Source organism: Methanosaeta sp. UBA458 (assembly GCF_002496085.1).
GTDB classification, from domain to species: Archaea; Halobacteriota; Methanosarcinia; order Methanotrichales; family Methanotrichaceae; genus Methanothrix; species Methanothrix soehngenii.
This window is the reverse complement of the sequence record NZ_DAIK01000171.1, coordinates 1,502-20,147: the sequence shown is the minus strand read 5'-3', so window position 1 is coordinate 20,147 and position 18,646 is coordinate 1,502. Positions and strand designations below refer to the sequence as shown.

The window sequence follows — 18,646 nt, the reverse complement described above, 5'->3', positions numbered from 1 at the left end:
TCCACCAGGACCTGAGTCAGCAATGCTGCTATCTCCCTCTCAGGAATCTCGTTTCTCATAGATCGGCAAAGAAGGTAACCAATGCTCCCCTGGGTCTCGGCAACCATGATATCAAGAGTCTCGGGCGGTATGCAGTCTTTCGTGGCCTCAATCCGCAGCAGTATCATGCCCACCTGAGGGCCGTTGCCATGAACAAGCACCATTCCCTCTCCTCGGTCCATAAGCATCCTGACCGCCCGGGCAAATGCTGCTGCGGTTCTCTCTTGAGTTGCGGGATTGTGAGGATCGAGGAGCAGGGCATTTCCGCCAAAGGCGAGAACTGTCGGTCCTGCCAATTTCAATCCCCCTTTGATGCGGAGTCTCGCATTGATTTGGATATGGATTTGGATATGAACTCCTCGATCTTCTCCCTCAAATATGGCCGATCCATGTCCACCAGGTCGTAAAGAATATAGGTGGATGGTTTGTTGATCTGGATGAGCCGGCGCAGGTCTATGGGCGAGGCGATGATCACCGAATCGCATTCAGCTTTATTTATAGTCTCTTCCAATTCCTTGATCTGCTGGGGGTAGTAGCCCATGGCCGGAAGAACCCTTCCGATATGTCTGAACTTCGAGAAGATCTCCTTTAAGGATCCGACGGCATAAGGCCGGGGATCTATGATCTCTGCTGCGTTGTACCTCCTGGCTGCCACCTGGCCGGCACCATAGGCCATCTCCCCGTGGGTTATGGTCGGACCGTCCTCAACTACTAGCACTCTCTTGCCGGATATTGCTTTAGGATCTTCTGCCGTGACTTCTGATCCGGCCACCACCACTCCTGCTTTTGGATTCAGCCTTGACGCATTGGCCTGTATAGTTATGATGTCCTCCTCTGCAGCGGAGTTGGCTTTGTTTATCACAATTAGATCTGCAGCCAGAAAATTCGTCTCTCCGGGGTAATAGGATATCTCATGCCCTGGTCGGAGAGCATCGGCAACGGTGATCCACAGATCGGGCTTGAAAAATGGGGTGTCGTTGTTTCCCCCATCCCAGAGAATAACATCCGCTTCCCTCTCCGCCTGATCAAGAATAGTCTGGTAGTCCACTCCTGCATAGACCACTGTGCCCTTGTCTATATGCCTCTCATACTCCTCCCTTTCCTCGATGGTCAGATCAGCGGCGTTCAGATCCGCCAGAGAGGAGAACCTCTGCACCGCCTGTCGAGCCAAATCTCCATAGGGCATGGGATGCCTCACCACAACTGCCTTCAGCCCGGCCTGGGGAATGATGTCTGCAATGTATCTAACAACCTGGCTTTTGCCGGCTCCGGTTCTCACTGCGCAGACCGCTATCATCAGCTTCTTTGACTTGAGCATAGTATTCCGTCCGCCCAGGAATCCGAAGTCTGTGCCCGTGGCCAGTATCCTCTCTGCCAGGTGCATCACATCCTCATGGCTCAGGTCGCTGTAGGATAGAATGCATCTGTCCACCCGGCATTTGATGATTATTTCCTCAAGAGCATCCTCCGGCCAGATGGGAAGGCCAGCCGGATAGAGCTCGCCGCTGAGCTCTGGCGGATAGAGGCGGCAGGCAATATCCGGTATCTGAGCGGCAGTGAATCCCACCACCTCGAACTGGGGCCTGCTGCGAAAGAATACATTGAAGTTATGGAAGTCTCTGCCTGCCGCCCCGAGGATTAAAATTCGCTCCCTCTTCTTATCTGCTGTATACATGATCGCTCCTCCATCGATATCTGGTCCAATTTGGCAATACGCGGGCATTATACTGGCATGTTAACAGTAGTAGACGCCTCTTATAAAATATAGGTTTTTGCTGGCAGCATATGCAATGGCTGGGAAAAGCAGCAGTCCTTAAATTCCCTTTTGGGTGCAGCTGTGTTATGTATATATACCGATTCGCCTTTACTATATACGACTTTATAGCTCTGCATAGCTCAGAGGATAGCAGATAAGCAGAGAGAGAAGAATTTCGATTAGATTAGGAGGTAGGAAAGATGACTGAAAAGAAGCCTAAACCGATCATATTTGCAGAGGCACTGGACGAAGGCGTCAATTCCGCTTTTGCATCCTTGAGAAATGAGATCATGAAGGACGGTGCGCTATCATCCAAAGATAAGGCGATCGTCGGACTGGCATGTGCTGTGGCCATTCGATGCGACACCTGTGTCGAGTTTCATAAGAAAGTGGCCAAAATGGCAGGAGTAAGCAAAGAGGAGATGCTGGAAGCAGCGGCCATTGGGGGACTGGTCCGCCTGGGCTCAGGCTTTGCCACTGCATCCATCATCCTGGATGATTAGGAACCTGATGTCTCTGATCCCGTACAATAGCCTGGACCCCTTCTGCAGGACGGCGATATCATCGGCTGTCTCAATGTTGTGGGTAACTGACTGTCCCGGGAATGCCGATGACCGTTTCCCCGTCAGATGGGCGATGGCCCAGAGGGCCCGGAAGGCTCTTTCATCACCAGGCAGGCCAAGATCGCTTTTCAGGAGAGCAGGGAACGATAAAGCGGCATGAATATCGCCAAATCATCTCCTGGACTCAATTCTGCAGGCGGCCATCTTGTATTCCGGGATCCTGGATACGGGATCAAGGGCGTCGGATGTCAAGAGGTTGGTCCCGTGATAATGGAAGGGCATGAAGGCCATCCCCGACATGACCCTATCCGAAATTTTTGCCCGGGCCTCCGCCTCTCCCCTGCGGGTTTTCACTGCTACCATTTCGCCCTCAGCGATCTTGAGATTTGAGGCATCAAGCGGGTTGACCTCCACATACAGCTCTGACTCCCGCTCCTGCAGTGACGGGCTGCGCATGGTCATCGAGCCGCCATTGTAATGAAGCACTATCCTTCCTGTGCTGAGCAGAATGGGATACTCCGGGCTGGTGACCTCTCCGGGAGGAGTGTTTTGCAGGTCGAAGATCCTCGCCCTGCCGTCTGAGGTGGAGAACCTCTGCAGGTGCAGTATCTCCGTTCCGGGATGCTGCTCATCCGGGCAGGGCCAGAGAACCCCACCTACCCTCGATATCCTTTCCTGGCTCATGCCCTTGTATTGGGGCACCAGGCTGCGGATCTCCTCTAACACCTGGGAGGGATTATCATAAGCCATCACTTCTCCCAGTCCCAGCCGCCTGGCGATCTCGCAGATGATCCAGACTCCCTCTTTTGCCTCCCCCGGAGGCTCTATGGCCCTGTCGATCCATTGCACTCTTCTCTCCATGGAGGTATAGCTGCCGCTCTTCTCCGCCCAGGCGGCAGCAGGCAGGATGACGTCCGCCATCTTCGCTGTGGGAGTCATGAATATCTCCTGCACCACCAGGAAATCCAGGCTCTCCAGAGCGCGGCGGGTCTTATTGACATTGGCGTCGCATACTATCGGATCCTCTCCGGTGATGTAAAGGGCCTTGAGGCGTCCGTCTATTGCTGCATCGTTCATGTCGGTCGAGGTCAGGCCTGGGCCGAGGGGCAGGTCAGTGGCATTCCAGGCCGCCCGGAAAAACTCAATCGTCTTGGGATCCACCGATCTCCTGTAGCCAGGATAGAACTCCGGCATTCCCCCCACATCGCAGTTCCCCTGGACATTGTTCTGGCCGCGCATGGGCCAGACTCCGGCTCCAGGCCTTCCTATCTGGCCGCAGATGAGGGCAATGGTGGCGCAGGTCATAACGTTATCAGTTCCAGAGACGTGCTGGGTGATGCCCATGGAATAGAGCAGAGCTGAGGCGGAAGACTTTGCATAGACCCTGGCTGCCTTTACGATCTCGGCAACGTCCAGGCCCGTCTTCTCTGCCGCTTCTTCTATTGAGAAAACCGACAGGCTCTCTTTGAGCTCTTGGAAGCCGGTGGTGCGGGAGCTAATAAAATCAGCATCTTCCAGACCTTCATCGACGATGACCTTCATCATCCCCCGGAGAAGATCTATGTCCGATCCAGGATTCAGGCGAAGGTGAATGTCCGCCATCCAGGTGGTGGAGGTGATCCGGGGATCGGCCACAATCACCACTGCCCCATTGTCCTTTGCCTTCTCTACCCAGCGGGAGACGATTGGATGGGCCTCGGTGAAGTTGGTGCCGATGGCGAAAATGCATTTGGAGTTCTCCAGGTCGAGAAGGTTGTTGGTCATGGCGCCGGCGCCAAAGGAGGCGCCCAGACCCATCACAGTGGGTGAATGGCAGAGCCTGGCGCAGTTGTCCACGTTGGGCGATCCCAGGAGCCGGGCCATCTTCTGCATCAGGTAGTTCTCCTCGTTATTGCAGCGGGAGGAGACGAGAAAGCCCAGGGACTTCGGGCCATACCGTTCCAGGTTCCTTGCCAGACCCTGAGCCACCAGCTCCAGGGCCTCGTCCCAGCTTATGGGAATGAAATCGCTTCCAGACCTTTTCAGGGGATACACGAGGCGTTCCTGGTTATTCAAAAGCTCCAGAACGGAGTTTCCCTTGGGGCAGAGAGCGCCAAGGCAAGTTGGGTGGTCGGTCATGTATTTGATGCCCGTGGCTTTGCCCTTCTCGACCTGGATGAATAGGCCGCAACCCACAGCACAATAGGGGCACAGGGATGCGATCAGCTTGGTCGACATAATAGTGGCACCTCATCCAGAACTCCATTCTTGCGAGCGTCATTCACAATGGTCAGCATATTCACCATCAGTAGCACCTGCCAGCATATACGTTCCGGGTATCTAATATATGAATATATTGCATCAACGCATCAACGCTGACTGCTATATCTCAGCTCGAACTCTGCATGTTGCGGGCATTGTAGAACCTGGAAGGTAGTATGGATGGTTTAGTAGTTCGGGCCTTCGGCCGGATCTATTTTAAATATTGGGAGCCTCAATCGGACCTATATTCCCACAGTCACTTTTAAGCATGCAATGGAGAGGATTTAAAAGATGGCCTTTGAGATTGAAGGATTAAATTCAATCCCCCTCAGGCCTGCAAGAAAAGGCAAGAATAAGAGCGAGAAGGAGATCAGCGATTTTGCTCAGATCAAGTGCCTCTCCGACCTGGAGAGGGCTTCAAGAGAGGTAATCTGGCAAAATTTCGAGATGTTGACCGCTTACATCTTTGAGCAGAATGATTTTTTAGTTGAGATAAATGCGGTGAAAACCCATAAGAGAAAACGCAGGCAGTACGATGTTATCGCCCGCAGGATGGACAGTACGATTCTGGTGGAGTGTAAGAAATGGTCAGGCCATCGCTCCCGGTTATCGGCTCTAAGAAGAGCTATTGAGCAGCATAAGGAACGATGCGAATTCTACCGGACGCTGACGGGAACAGAGGGTATTGCAGTTGTGGTGACTCTGATCGAAGAAGAGATAAAATCCTATGAGGGCGTGCCGATGGTGCCCATTTTGAAGCTCAACTCATTCATAAGAGAGATGAAAAGCGGCATCTATGAAGATCAGAGTCTAGAGCTTCAATGCGATTATCCCGAAGTGTCTGCCCTAAAGGATAATGGGGACGATTCCGATTGAAGCTATATGCCAAGAGACCGTTGCCCGATTCTATTCATCAAATCGATATGATTGGACGATCCTCATCATAGGTTCCGGAGCTGCATAGTAATCGGATAGGAACAATCGCCATCGATGCATATCTGAGGAGACATATCGGAACAGCTTCCATCGATGCAGATCGCATTTGCAGGGCAGATATTTCCGCATGCACCACAGTTCAGTGGATCGATGCTGGTGTCAGTGCACTTTTCATTGCAGACATCCAGGCCCGCCATGCAGGTGCAAACACCTTTGATACAGACCATTCCTAAAGAGCAGACATTTCCGCACGATCCGCAGTTTTGAGTGTCTGTCGACAAATCGAAGCAAGTTCCATTGCAGGGGAACATGCCATCCAGACAGCTCATATTGCAGGGCGAGGTGATATTGATGCAGGTTCCGTTGCAGGGGAACATGTCATCCGGGCAGACTGGACCAGAGGAAGGAGCGGCCAGGCCGTCGGCAGTTGCACAGGCGACAAGAATCAGAATCAATGAGAGCATCAGTATCATTGGAGATGAATTAATCATAACCACTCATTTGCATCAATTGTATGTATCATTTTCTCTCATCTACCACTGCTGCAACATCTGGGCTCGAAACAGCTCAATTGCTGTCCGATCTCACCCTGGACAGCTTTGACTGCATGGAGATCTCCTTGTCCAGGCGCATGTCTATTCTTATAGTGGTGATTATCCTTTTAACCCCCATCTGAACGAGCTTATCGTTGGCCTTCTCCATCAGATCGAATAGCTCCTGGAGGCTCTTGGCCTCTACTGCGGTGGACATGGGACCTGGAATGAAGTTCACCTCTGCCTCCCCTAAAATATGGTGGATGGCTTTGATGTAGTCTCCTGCGCTGGTCCCCGATCCCATGGGGACCATGGAGAATTCAGCTACTATCATGATAATACTGTAGTACTGCAAGATATAGAAATGTTTTCTAGATGTTAAAGCTCGCTCATGCTCGTAGTTTAATCATCTTGAAAGATCCGTTTATGACCGCAAATGAGAAATGCGTGATTCGTCTCTCTGATGAAAGAGGAGCATTGATCGAGACCAGATACATCGAATTTGAGACCGATAAGGGCGAGGTAGTGGATATAACAGACGAGGTGCAAAAGAGCCAGGAGAGCACTTCGCTGAAGGCGGGAGCGATGGTGATCTTCGTTCCCGGGGCTACGGGAGCGGTGACCACCATCGAGTATGAGGACGGTCTGGTGGCGGACCTGGGGGATGCCCTGGAGAGGATTGCGCCACAGAATATCGATTATTCCCATAATCTGCGCTGGCACGATGGCAACGGCCATTCTCATATCCGGGCCTCGCTCATTGGACCGAGCCTGATTGTGCCCTTTGCTGCGCGAAGGCTGATTCTGGGCACCTGGCAGCAGATCGTCTTCCTGGAGCTGGATAACCGCAAACGCCACCGTAAGCTCGTCCTGCAGATGATGGGCGAATAGTCTGGATCTTGACCAGGCAGGGAATCGGAGAGCATAACAGACTGATGAACCGAGCAAGGCCGATAGATTCGCATTATGGCTACGATGCCGTTGATGGCCGGAGAATCAACTCCAGCAGCTCTGCCAGCAATCTCCAGAGGCTGGAGTCCGAAGCCTCCTCAGAGGTTTTTCCCGGAACCACATCCTCGACCTTGATATCCCTCCAGGCATATGGATCGAACTCATTGCTCCGGAAATCCTTTATTGTCGCATTTCCTGAATCCACCAGCATCTTGTTGAAGTTTCTGCCGTCTTCAAGATAGCAGACAGCTATCCATCGACCGTATTCATCCTGGCCGTTCACATCGTCGATGTCCAGAGTCACTATATTATCCATGAGCCAGGAGTAGGTGTAGTCTCTTGCCCACTCGCCCTCTTTGCAGGCCCTCTCGCCGTAGAGCTCAGGAGCATCGAGGTCTGCCAGCCTGATCCTTATCGTATCCTCCTGGATGCGGCCATCATGCTCATCGATCTCGACGTCAAAGGTATCTCCATCTGTAACAAGAACCACTCTACCTGAAGCCTCATCAGGAGCGCCCGAGGCGAGGGCTATATAGAGCAATAGAATAAGCGTACAGAGGGCTTTTCCCGGTATCATGGCTTGTCCATCCTTTCTGATGCTCTTGTATCTTTCCCCTTAATCACTGGTCCTTGTTCAGGAAACGGGCGATCGGCCGCTTAACAACCTCGGTGGCGATGAGGTAAAACACAGCAAGCCCCATGATGAGAGCCAGATGATCTAATGTCGGCATGGTGAACTCAAAGAGAGCGGCAGTCTGAGGAATCAACGGCAATGCGAGGGTGATTACGAAAGCCAGAGCTGAGATGAGCACAACGATCGGCGCGGGCCAGCCAGCCTTCTCTATCGGCAGCATGGACCGGATGGAGACCATGAGCAACAGCTCGGTGATCACGCTGGCGATGAACCAGTTGGTCTGAAGCACTTCGGGCGATATGCGATAGAACAGCGCAAAGTATATGAAATCAAATACGGTGCTGACCAGCCCCAATGTGACAAAAATAATATAGAGCGACCGGAAGTCGTAGCTCTGCGCCCGTGACACCTCTTTTGCCGAGACCCGATCAAAGGCTATGGCCATCATCGGGAAATCCGAGAGGAGGTTGAGGAGCAGAAGCTGTTTTGGCAGCATGGGCAGAAAGGTGATGAACAGCGATCCGATGGCTACGGCATAGAAGTTTCCGAAGTTGGAGACAAGGGTCGCCCGGATGTATTTCAGTGTGTTGGCATGCGTCTCCCGCCCGAGGCGTATGCCGTCGACAATGACCCGCAGGTCGTTTTTCACCAGGACTATATCGGCAGTCTCACGGGCCACATCTGCCGCCGATTGTACCACCATTGAGACATGGGCCGCCTTCAGCGCTGGGGCATCGTTTATCCCCTCGCCTAAAAAGCCGACTGTATACTGCTCTTTGAGCTGCGCTATCAGCTGCAACTTCTGCTCGGGAGTGGTGCGAGCGAAGACCCGAATCTTGCCGATACGTTTATGCTGCTCCTGGGCAGGAAGGGCCAAAAACTCCGCTGCCCGTATAACCTCATCGCTGCTTGATACCAGACCAGCCTCCCTACCCACTGCTTCTGCCACTTTGAGGGCATCGCCAGTGATGATCGTGATGGCCACATTCAGCTCCCTGGCTAGATCGATGGTCTCGATGGTTGTGTCCTTCAGGTTATCAACAAAGGATACAAAACCGGCAAATCGAGGTCCACTGCCATCATCATAGCTGACACCCAAAACCCTCCGGCCGTGATTCTCCTCCTCCGCCAGCCATGATCCCAGTCGATCCCTGTTGACCAGCCCCTGATCGAAGAAGTACTCCGGGCTGCCCCGGCGGATATGAAGCTGTAAGCCGTCTTTCAGGGTGACTATCGCCCCATTGCTGCGCAGAGCGGGATCGAATGCCTCCTCCTGCAGAATCCTGAAAGCCTCCAGTTCCTTTCTCTGCTCAGGGGTGAGAGCCTCGTCTGCAGCTCGATCAAACGGCTCTGGACTGCGCTCTTCAAGGCCGTGAGCAGCCAGACGGGCCAGCAGCAGTGGATGGAAGCGGGAGTCGGGATCCAGGTAATTTCCCTGGTAGACCAGGCGGTTCTCAGTGATGGTGCCGGTCTTATCAGTGCATAGCAGGTTCACCGATCCCAGATCCTGCACTGAGGAGAGACGTTTGACTATCACGTCGCGTTTGGCCAGCTGGAGGGCTCCCCGAGAGAGGGAAAACGTCAGGACCAGGGGCAGGGCCTCGGGAATTACCGAGACTGCCAGGGCGATTGCAAATATCAGAAGCTGGGGAATATCGGTGCTCTTGCCCTCGATCAGCACATTTGCCAGGATGATGAACAGCAGAGTGATGATGGTTGTTCGCAGTATGAAGGTGCTGATGCGGTCGATGCCCTTTGTAAGCTCGCTTTCCGCCTGAACCTCGGAGGCGGTCTTGGCAATCGCGGCAAAGCGAGTCTTATTGCCGGTTTCAGTGACCAGAGCCAGGGCGTTGCCGCGCACAATAACCACTCCCTGCAGGAGGCGGTGTTCGTCATCTGCTTCTTGCATTGATGAATCGGCAGCCTGTTTGGATACCGGAATGCTCTCACCTGTAAAGGTCGTCTCGTCAACCAGCAGATTATGCGCCCTTCGAACTATGGCATCCGCAGGGACTATATCGCCGGACTCCAGGTTCAGTATATCTCCTGGAACGATCTCAACCACGGGGACCTCTTGATCTTTGCCATCCCGTCGAACGGTTATCGAGCGGACGAAATAGGACTTGAGCTTATCCGCTGCTGCATTTGATTTATACTCTTGATATAAATTTAAGGCGGTTCCAAGGAATACAAAGAACAGGATAAATGCACCGTCAATCACCTCGCCCAATGCAAAGGTCACCGCTGATGCGGCCAGGAGCAGCAAGTTGAAGATTCCCGAAAACTGGCGCAGGATGAGCCGAATCAAACGATGTCGAGTCTGGGGTAATGCGTTGGGCCCATATTGGCTTTGGCGCTCCACCACTTCCTTTGATGTGAGTCCGTCCAGATCATTCATATTTTATTCCTTTCTCGCCTCTTGTCGAATGCGATTAAATTACATTGATCACTATTCTGCTGGATCTGCCCGCAGAGCCTCTCATCCCTTCATCCATCTCTTCCATCATCGGAAGATGCTGCAATAGAAGCCTGGATCAAGTGCTGCTGCCATTTGATTTTGAAGCGATTGCCCTTGGCTGATCCAACACTTCAGATCTTTTCTGCTTAGATATCTTTGGGTATATCAATCCAATGTACGGGCTCCAGCTTTCTGTAAAGCTTGATAGATACTGTATTGGCTCAAAAACCTGCTAAGATGAAACAATACTAAAGGAAAAGACGATATCAAAAAAATGTTTTCGCTTGATAAAACGCTCTTGAAAAAATGGCCGCATAAGATGCAAGCAAAGAAGGGAGAGGAAGGAGGGAGGGGAAAGCCGTTTTAAAATGAAGTGTAAGAGGGGATGTAACGACTTTCGCCATCATGTATATAGTCGATTGCCGAGATATATAGTTTTCGATATAGGTCCATACTGCACATTCTCATGAATGCCTCCAGGCTTCCTTTCCTTGATCATCTGCGCGCTGGGCATCATGGATGCTGGATGACGTCATTAAGGGACGAGCCCAAAAAATTGTGGGGAAGAATATCACACCGGAGTATAAGCTATATTGTCGGTGTTCGGCCATTAAAAAAAAAGATGCAAAGAGCGATTATTATCGCCCTTGCATCATCTTCTTGACCTGCCGCTGTAGCTTATCCAGCTCTCCGGTCTGATACAGATAGATTCCTGCCCCGATGGCAATGAGCAAAACGAGGATTAGGCCTATCAGCCAGCTGCTGGTTTGCGCCTCCTCCACATTCACTGTCCCGGTTTTTCCATTCAGGCTGAACCTATGCAATCCCGTCTCATCCGGATTGTAGCTGAACTGCACCGTGCTGTTCTCGCCCGCCTCTACAGTCACATCCTTGCTCTCGGCGAGGGTATCGTTTACCATCAGATTAAGGGTGATGGTATCCACCTCGCTGCCCTTGTTATGCACAACAGCCGAGATCTTCATGGACTGCTTGGCATTAGCCGTCTCGGGCAGAGTCAAGTCCATAACCTCCAATGCCGAGGTCACCATTATCTTCCTGCTGGCGGAACTGTATCCCTCTTTCTCCACCTTCAGGGAATGCTCTCCGGTCAAATTGACTGCATAAGTGAAGGTACCCTGAGAGCTGGTGTTTCCTATCTCATTGTCATCCAAGAGGATCTGTGCGCCTGCCACAGGTGTCTGGTTTATCCCCTCGGTGACGGTTATCAAGAAGTTCTCTCCAGCTGACACCTCCGCCGGGGCATTGAGAATAAGCTGATTGGCCAGTGTGACATTTGCCCTCTGAGCAGCGGTAAGCTGTGAGGCCTCCTCCACAGTTCTTACCACCATATCGGCGGTAGCATCATTGTAGCCGGTCTTCCTGGCAACAACCTTCACAGTGCCTGTGCTCTTTGGGATGTAGCTGATCGATCCGGTTGAATCGGTGGTTCCAATGGTGTTGCCATCGATTGAGATCGCTACACCGGATAGGGCTGAAGTTCCAGAGCGGACGGCAATCTGGGCTGCTTTGTCCACAACCGCACCAGAGACCGTCAAGGACAATGCGGTTCCCTCGCCCGTCTTGGTGGCAATTGGGGCCAGCAACCTCTTATCGCTGTCTGCGACCTGAATCCTCAGGTTATCCATGATATCGACGTCCTTACCCCTGGACAGGCTTATGGTACCATCATTGGTCAGGGTTATGCCGTCATAATCCAGGGAATCCACCTTCATCTTACCATGCATCTCCCCTTCTTCAACCGACTCGGGGCTATCGGATATCTGGAATATGGCGTCCACGGTGGCGAGGTCTGATTCAGTGCTTCTGAACACGCTCTCGACATGAGCAGAGATGAGTGGAACATCCTTCTCCCCGCCCATATCTATCTTGTATAGGTAATTGGACGAACCGTCAGTCGGATCGTTGGATGGAGTGACTACCTTGCTGTCCACCTCATCTCCGTCCTTGGCCAAAGCGAGATAGACCTTATTTCCGTTCAGGTCCACCTGCTTGATGCGCAGCTCATAGCCCTCCTCCAAAGAGAGGACAGATCCGCTGGCAATGGTGCGGCTGTCGTCGCTGTCCGTCAGGACGCGCCTCAACTGGCCTTCCCCTATAATGCTGGCCTCATCGGTGAACTCCGTCTCGTCGTTGTAGCCGGCAAAGTACTTGTCCGCCATGAAGCCGATTACATCGTACTTCCCCCAATCGCTGAACTCGAACTTCACCGGCTGGGATTTTGTGGAGTATTCCAGGTCGCCCTCTTCGATCTTGCTGCCGCCACTGATCCTCATGGTCATGTTCTCAGTGCCGACGTCATCGTCTATGTCATAATAGAATCCCTCGAAGTTGTAAGGATTCCAGGTGAACTCGCTCGTCTCTGATGGATCGATCACTGTGCCTCTGACATCATAGCTTCCCGTCTTCTTGACCAAGGGGGCAAACCGGAGTTCATCGGCATCGGCAACCAGGAATGAGACATCTCCGAAGATCTCCACTGTGCTTCCTCTTCTCAGGGTGAGCGAGTCTTCGTTCTCCATCTCGACTCCTTCATCAGATACGCTCTTGACCTCCATCTTGCCATACTTGTCGCCGTCCTCCACCGAGGCATAGGTATCGGAGATCTGGAAGAGGCCGTCGATGGTCACCAGGGCGGACTCGGTACTGGCAAAGACATTGGAGATATGGGCCAGGATCAGTGATGTATCCTCTCCGGCAACTTCAACCTCATAATTGTAGGTGGAGCTATCAAGATTGCTTGGGTCTATGACCTTGCTGTCTATCTCATCCCCGTCCTTAGCTAAAGCCATATAGACCTTATTGCCATCGATATCTATCTGTTTAATGCGTAGCTCATAGCCCTCTTCCAGAGGGAGAACCGATCCGGTGGTTACAGTCTTCTCCTCGTCGCTGTCGACCAGCACACGCCTTAACTGGCCGTCGTTTATCAGGCTTCTGTCGTCATTGATGAGGTCGCTTGCCTTATAGCCCGCGAAGTACTTCTCAGCCATGAAGCCTATGACCTCATACTCTCCCCAGTCATCGAACTCGAAGTCTGTAGCTTCAGGCTTAGTGGAATAAGAGATCTTGCCGGTTTCAAGGGACCTTTCATTGGGCTCCAGGTCTACTGTGAGCCTTTCTGTGCCCACTTCATTCTCCAGATCGTAGAAGAATCCAGAAAAAGTCTTTGGCGTCCAGGTGTATTTATATGGACTCTTGCCTTCTCTCCAGATTCTATTATCTCCCTCTTCTATCTCTTCTTCCTCAGCCTCTTCGGATTCTGTCTCGGTCTCATTCTGCGATTCATTCTCTGCGGTCAGCTCATCAGTTGATTGTTCATCGGTTACATTTTCGGCTGCCTCAGTGGAGGCATCAGCCGCAGAATCAGTGGCTGAAACTACCGTTCCTGCTGCAACGTCCTCTGGAGGAGTGACAACCTCGCTTGCGGATCCACCGGAGGAGGTGCCGGAGCTGGCAGCTTCTGCTGGGGTTGTTGCAGCGCTATCGGTGCTCGCATCTGCGGCGATAGTATCCTGAGAGATCTGGTCTGGAGTGATGATGTCATTAGATGCTGGAGTGGTGGCGCTCCCGCTAGACTCCTGCTGAGATGCACTGCTGGTCTGTTCAGCTGGGGGAGCGTTCTGCGAGCTTGATTCCGGTTGTGCAGGCGCAGAAGAGCTCACCTGTGATGTTGTTACAGTTGCTGCTGCAGGAGCGGTAGCCGCTTGAGTTGCAGGCGCTGCCGAGGCAGATGACGCCTGGGCTGCGGATTGATCTGATGCAGCAGCACCAGACGGAGTGCTGCTTTTGCTTCCCAGAGGCTTCAACCCGATGTTTCGTTTAGACAGTGTTTCTGCTGAAATCGACGATTCCTGTGCACTGCTTCCTGAAAGCAGGCTATGGCTTATGCTTGGGGCTGCCCCGCTTGATGATTCAGAGGCTTGCGCCAATACATCTGCTGGCAGAGCTGCAGCTAAAACTATGAGAAGCAGACAAACTCCACCGATCCTGACATAGTCCATGGATATCCTCCCGTACCTGATGCTATATGCCTTTTATCCTAATCAGACTTATTTATTGTTATTAGATTTATATTCCAATACATTAATTCAACGAGATCCCAGTCAATACCCTTATTTTGCTGATTTATATTTTCTCTTTTGATCTAATTACATGGCCTCAGATCTTAATGCCCTTTTTTTGTTATGCCCCTATTAAAGGATGGAAGGACGCTTCACATTTATAAATCTGATTCCGAAAGGGGCATATACAGCTTGAATTCATGTGGCAGGCAAGAGTTCAATGCAAGAGATCACATCTTCTCTATCCGTTGCTCTTTTATATCTTCAAGTGCTGGCTGACCAGATTGGATATGATAATGATAGATGGATGACAGACAGGAGCGATGATGGGCAAGGAGTTGGCAAAGGATATCAATCTCGGGGATATGCCCACAAAAGCAGCAGATGATGCGGCAATCTCTGTAAGAGGCCTCACCAAGAGGTTTGGTGAGACGATCGCTGTAGACAATATAGACCTTCAGATCAGAAAGGGGGAGCTCTTCGGACTTCTGGGCGCCAACGGTGCGGGAAAGAGCACCATTATCAAGATGCTGACCACCATGCTCACCCCCACCTCAGGCGAGGCCAGGGTCTGGGGCTACGACATCGTCCGGGAGAGGAACGAGGTGCGATCCTCTATCGGGGTCGTCTTTCAGGATCCTGCATTGGATGGCATGCTCACCGGTAGGGAGAACCTGGACTTTCACGGCAGGATGTACGGAATGAACGCTGCCCTCAGAAAGGCCAGAATCGCCGATGTCCTGGAGCTGGTCGACCTGAAGGAGAAGGCAGACACCAAGATGCAGGACTACTCCGGTGGGATGAAACGCCGGCTGGAGATCGCCCGGGGGCTGATGCACCGCCCTCATGTCCTGTTTCTAGATGAGCCCACCATCGGCCTTGATGCCCAAACCAGGCGATACATCTGGGAGTACATCGGCCGCATGAACAAAGAGATGAATGTGACCATGATCCTCACCACTCATTATATGGAGGAGGCGGACTATCTGTGCGATCGGGTCGCCATCATGGACAGCGGCAGGATCGTGGCCCTGGACAGGCCGGAGAGCCTTAAGGATACCATCGGTTCGGATACCATAACCCTGATGACTGATAGCGGCGGGGACGCCCTCGTCCGGTCTTTGCAGTCATTCTCCTGGATCAAGTCCATCAGCTCGGATAATGGAAGCATCAAGCTTCATGTTGATCATGCTCAGTCCAGAATAGCAGAAGTGGTGCTGGAAGCGAGCAGGAACAATGCGGTCATAACCTCTGTCGGTCTGCACAAACCAACGCTGGAGGATGTATTCATCAAATACACTGGCAAGAAGATAAAAGAGAACGGCGGCAAAGATCGGGGTGCAGATATCGCTCTCCCCAGAGGCGGCAGATGATCGCAGATAAGGTCAAAGGCGATCTGTACGCCATCTATAGCATCTGGCTTCGGGAGATGCTGCGCTTCTTCCGGCTCAAGAGCCGGCTGTTCGGCTCGGTTGCTTCTCCATTCTTCTTCCTGGCATTTCTGGGGATTGGCTTTAACAATATCGGCAGAATTCCTGGAATTCCCGAAGGAGTGAACTACATGAGCTTTCTCACCCCGGGAATCATAGGCATGACCCTGCTCTTCTCGGCGACATTTGCCGGCCTATCTGTCCTCTGGGACCGGGAGTTTGGCTTCTTGAAGGAGATAATGGTCTCGCCGGTGAGCAGGATAGCGATAGTGTTGGGACGCACCGCTGGCGGCCTGACCACTGGCATTCTTCAGGCTTTGATCATAATGCTCTCGGGGATACTGCTGGGCATGGGCATTCCCAGCATCCAGGGGCTGATTCTATCCCTGGTCTTTATGATTCTCATAGCAACGACGTTCATCGGCCTGGGTCTGGCCTTTGCGTCCAAGATGGAGGATATGTCCGGATTCAGCCTGATCATGAACTTCCTGATATTCCCGCTCTTCTTCCTCTCCGGAGCGCTCTATCCCTTAGACCAGTTCCCGGAGATTATCAAGATCCTGGCTTATTTCAATCCCCTCACCTATGGTGTGGATGGACTGAGATACTGCCTGATAGGCATAAGCGCCTTCTCGCCCCTTACTGACTTTGCCGTTCTGGGGGTATGCTGTGCGGCAATGCTGTTCCTGGGAGCATATCTATTCGAGACCACTGAGGTGAACTGATCTGGATTAGTCAACCACTGCGTTCTTAAGGGCGCGGCAGTTGACTAATCTATGCCGGGCTTGCATCTGTACCCAGCTTATGCGCGATAACCGATGTTGATCCGGCCGGCGTTGCTCTCCATGTCCAGAACGCTGCTTTTGCTCGCGCTGTTCTGGCTTTCGGATGATGCCTTCGGACTTGTCATAATCTCCTTATATTTTGATATATTCCCCTTCGATCCCTGGGGAATGGGATCCTCCCACCAGGCAGATGAGTTAAACTCATTATTGCCGTCCTCCGCAAGATCGGCATGGCCATCGTCCACTAGCATTCTGTTCACTGGAGGCCATATCGGACGGTAGCGGGAATCTATGAGATAGATTACGCAGACCATCTGCCCCCATTCATTGCGGCCTAGAGTGCTGTTCTCATCGATATCGATATAAACGATCTGATCCTTCAGCAATAGATCAGCCGCTTTTCGGGCCGCCTTTCCCTGCGGGGTCACTGTGGATGGAGCGGCAATATCCGCCAGCCTCACGCTGTCCACCCCTGTAGTCCTGGGATCATTGATCACCATCTCTATTCCCAGTGAGTCTGCGCTGATCACGCTCACAATTCGCCCTACTGCTTCATCGGGGACGGCCAGAGCACCAGGATTAAACGCCTCAAAGATCACTATTATCATGATCGATAAAATTGCCAGCTTCAGATTCATAGCAACCTCTGCATGATTTGCGATCTTGCCTCAACCATACAAGTATAAAGGATAAATCCTCTCCTCGACAGGATAGTATGAACAAGAGGAGTAGCTAGGAGAGATCGGATGACAATCAAGGTGAGCATAGCGACATTCAACCTCATGAGCCTGGACGACCGGCCAGATAGAAGCCCCAGCCTGGATGAACGCATACCAGTCCTTCGGCCTCAGCTCATCCGATTGGACGCTGACATTCTCTGCCTGCAAGAGATCTGCGCCCAGCACGAGCGTAACGGGAGGCCTCGCCTGGAGGCTTTGGACCGCCTCTTAGAAGGAACTCCCTATGAGAGCTTCAATAGGGCCTCAACCGTGGACCGGGATGGAAATTACCTTAGCCATCACAATCTGGTCATCCTCAGCCGTTTCGATATCATGGAGCAGCATCAATATCAGCATGAGTATGCCCCCTCGCCGAGCTACAAGAAGGTCACTGCCCTGCCCGAGGAGCTGGAGGCACGGGAGATCTCCTGGGAGAGGCCCATTCTCCACGCAAAGGTCAGGCTGCCTAATGGAGCGGTTCTGGATGTGATCAACCTGCACCTCAAATCCCGCCGGCCGACCAACATCCAGGGTCATAAGCTGAGCGAGAGAACCTGGAAGACGGCATTCGGCTGGGCAGAAGGGGTCTTCATATCCAGCATGAAACGCATTGGCCAGGCTCTTGAGACTCGCATTCTGATAGACAATCTATTCGATGACAATCGCTGTGCTCTCATTGCCGTCTGCGGGGATTTCAACGAGGAGTTCGATGAGGTCTCCATAGAGGCTATCCGGGGTGACGTGGAGAACACGGGGAACATGGACCTGGCCATGAGGGTCATGGTGCCAACAGAGAGAAACATTCCCGAGCCCGCACGCTATTCTCTTCTGCATAACGGCAAGGGCAAGATGCTGGACCATATTCTGGTATCAAGGACGATGCTCGCCTTCTTCAAGGGCTCTGAGGTGCACAACGAGCTCTTGCATGATGAATCCATAGTCTTTGCTCCCAAGATCTTCTATCCCGAGTCCGATCATGCCCCGGTGATCGCCCGCTTTGAGCTGCCGGAATCGGATATTAGATGGTCCACCACGACAAGCGTCTTGAGAAGGGAGAGAGGCAGAGACAAGAGCCATCGATCAAGATACAAGTAAGTTGATAAAAATAATATGAGCAAAAAGAGCGGCGGGATCCTGCCTTTCAGGTTTCAGGACAATCATCTTGAGGTCTTGCTCGTCCATCCCGGTGGGCCCTTGTGGGCAGGGAAGGACGAGGGGGCCTGGTCTATATCCAAAGGCCTTTTCGAGGAGAGCGAGAGCCCCCTGGATGCGGCGAAAAGGGAGTTTAAGGAAGAGACGGGCTTTGAGGTTGATGGGGTTTTCATAGAGCTGGGAAGGATAAAGCAGCCCAGCGGGAAGATCGTTTTTGTCTGGGCGGTGGAAAAGGACCTGGATGAGAGGAGGATTGTGAGCAATAAGTTCATGCTTGAGTGGCCCAGGAGATCGGGGATAATGCGGGAGTTTCCCGAGATCGACAGAGCAGACTGGTTTGAAATAGAGTCTGCCCGGAAAAAGATCC

General features: G+C 52.4%; 15 protein-coding genes and 1 pseudogene. 7 read left to right on the top strand and 9 right to left on the bottom strand.

Features of this window, described 5'->3' with window-relative positions; all coding sequences use genetic code 11:
• Both BP822_RS12645 and BP822_RS12640 read right to left on the bottom strand, forming a co-directional pair.
• Nucleotides 1–335, bottom strand: a pseudogene (locus BP822_RS12645) (carbamate kinase); the annotation flags it as partial.
• A gap of 2 nt (nucleotides 336–337) precedes the next feature.
• Nucleotides 338–1,714 (bottom strand): cyclic 2,3-diphosphoglycerate synthase, encoded by a 1,377-nt coding sequence (locus BP822_RS12640; RefSeq protein WP_013719777.1) that lies wholly within the window; start codon nucleotides 1,712–1,714, stop codon nucleotides 338–340.
• A gap of 281 nt (nucleotides 1,715–1,995) precedes the next feature.
• Between BP822_RS12640 and BP822_RS12635 the strand changes: the two genes are divergently transcribed.
• Nucleotides 1,996–2,298 (top strand): carboxymuconolactone decarboxylase family protein, encoded by a 303-nt coding sequence (locus tag BP822_RS12635; RefSeq protein WP_013719778.1) that lies wholly within the window; start codon nucleotides 1,996–1,998, stop codon nucleotides 2,296–2,298.
• Nucleotides 2,299–2,529: 231 nt separating this feature from the next.
• Here the strand turns inward: BP822_RS12635 and fdhF are convergent, their stop codons facing one another.
• Nucleotides 2,530–4,575: a formate dehydrogenase subunit alpha gene (fdhF, locus tag BP822_RS12630; RefSeq protein WP_273278310.1), complete on the bottom strand. Its 2,046-nt coding sequence runs from the start codon at nucleotides 4,573–4,575 to the stop codon at nucleotides 2,530–2,532.
• A gap of 315 nt (nucleotides 4,576–4,890) precedes the next feature.
• Between fdhF and BP822_RS12625 the strand changes: the two genes are divergently transcribed.
• On the top strand, nucleotides 4,891–5,475 hold the full coding sequence (locus BP822_RS12625) for a restriction endonuclease (protein ID WP_273278311.1): 585 nt from the start codon (nucleotides 4,891–4,893) through the stop codon (nucleotides 5,473–5,475).
• Nucleotides 5,476–5,540: 65 nt separating this feature from the next.
• On the opposite strand, the gene BP822_RS12620 is transcribed toward BP822_RS12625, so the two are convergent.
• Nucleotides 5,541–6,026: a hypothetical protein gene (locus BP822_RS12620; protein WP_013719781.1), complete on the bottom strand. Its 486-nt coding sequence runs from the start codon at nucleotides 6,024–6,026 to the stop codon at nucleotides 5,541–5,543.
• A 76-nt stretch (nucleotides 6,027–6,102) separates the two neighbouring features.
• A complete protein-coding gene (locus BP822_RS12615) occupies nucleotides 6,103–6,402 on the bottom strand; it encodes an MTH1187 family thiamine-binding protein (RefSeq protein WP_273271039.1) in 300 nt (99 codons plus the stop codon).
• A gap of 92 nt (nucleotides 6,403–6,494) precedes the next feature.
• Here BP822_RS12615 and BP822_RS12610 point away from each other — a divergent pair, with 92 nt between their 5' ends.
• Nucleotides 6,495–6,959, top strand: a complete 465-nt coding sequence (locus BP822_RS12610) for a secondary thiamine-phosphate synthase enzyme YjbQ (RefSeq protein WP_286878400.1) — start codon at nucleotides 6,495–6,497, stop codon at nucleotides 6,957–6,959.
• Nucleotides 6,960–7,038: 79 nt separating this feature from the next.
• On the opposite strand, the gene BP822_RS12605 is transcribed toward BP822_RS12610, so the two are convergent.
• The 3 genes from BP822_RS12605 to BP822_RS12595 form a co-directional block, all read right to left on the bottom strand.
• Nucleotides 7,039–7,596 carry a thermonuclease family protein gene (locus tag BP822_RS12605; protein WP_286878399.1) on the bottom strand — a complete coding sequence of 186 codons (558 nt, stop codon included), beginning with the start codon at nucleotides 7,594–7,596 and terminating at the stop codon, nucleotides 7,039–7,041.
• A gap of 43 nt (nucleotides 7,597–7,639) precedes the next feature.
• Nucleotides 7,640–10,051: a cation-translocating P-type ATPase gene (locus BP822_RS12600; protein ID WP_286878398.1), complete on the bottom strand. Its 2,412-nt coding sequence runs from the start codon at nucleotides 10,049–10,051 to the stop codon at nucleotides 7,640–7,642.
• A 698-nt stretch (nucleotides 10,052–10,749) separates the two neighbouring features.
• Nucleotides 10,750–14,133 (bottom strand): S-layer protein domain-containing protein, encoded by a 3,384-nt coding sequence (locus BP822_RS12595; protein WP_273278314.1) that lies wholly within the window; start codon nucleotides 14,131–14,133, stop codon nucleotides 10,750–10,752.
• Nucleotides 14,134–14,516: 383 nt separating this feature from the next.
• On the opposite strand from BP822_RS12595, the gene BP822_RS12590 reads away from it, so the two are divergent.
• Nucleotides 14,517–15,566, top strand: a complete 1,050-nt coding sequence (locus tag BP822_RS12590; protein WP_013719787.1) for a daunorubicin resistance protein DrrA family ABC transporter ATP-binding protein — start codon at nucleotides 14,517–14,519, stop codon at nucleotides 15,564–15,566.
• A complete protein-coding gene (locus tag BP822_RS12585) occupies nucleotides 15,563–16,348 on the top strand; it encodes an ABC transporter permease (protein ID WP_013719788.1) in 786 nt (261 codons plus the stop codon). The genes BP822_RS12590 and BP822_RS12585 overlap by 4 nt, the downstream gene beginning before the upstream one ends.
• 77 nt (nucleotides 16,349–16,425) lie before the next feature.
• On the opposite strand, the gene BP822_RS12580 is transcribed toward BP822_RS12585, so the two are convergent.
• On the bottom strand, nucleotides 16,426–17,046 hold the full coding sequence (locus BP822_RS12580; protein ID WP_013719789.1) for a thermonuclease family protein: 621 nt from the start codon (nucleotides 17,044–17,046) through the stop codon (nucleotides 16,426–16,428).
• A 108-nt stretch (nucleotides 17,047–17,154) separates the two neighbouring features.
• On the opposite strand from BP822_RS12580, the gene BP822_RS12575 reads away from it, so the two are divergent.
• Together BP822_RS12575 and BP822_RS12570 are read left to right on the top strand one after the other, a co-directional pair.
• On the top strand, nucleotides 17,155–18,222 hold the full coding sequence (locus tag BP822_RS12575; protein ID WP_013719790.1) for an endonuclease/exonuclease/phosphatase family protein: 1,068 nt from the start codon (nucleotides 17,155–17,157) through the stop codon (nucleotides 18,220–18,222).
• A gap of 15 nt (nucleotides 18,223–18,237) precedes the next feature.
• Nucleotides 18,238–18,646: NUDIX domain-containing protein (locus BP822_RS12570; RefSeq protein WP_286878397.1), on the top strand; the 409-nt coding region annotated here is incomplete at its 3' end.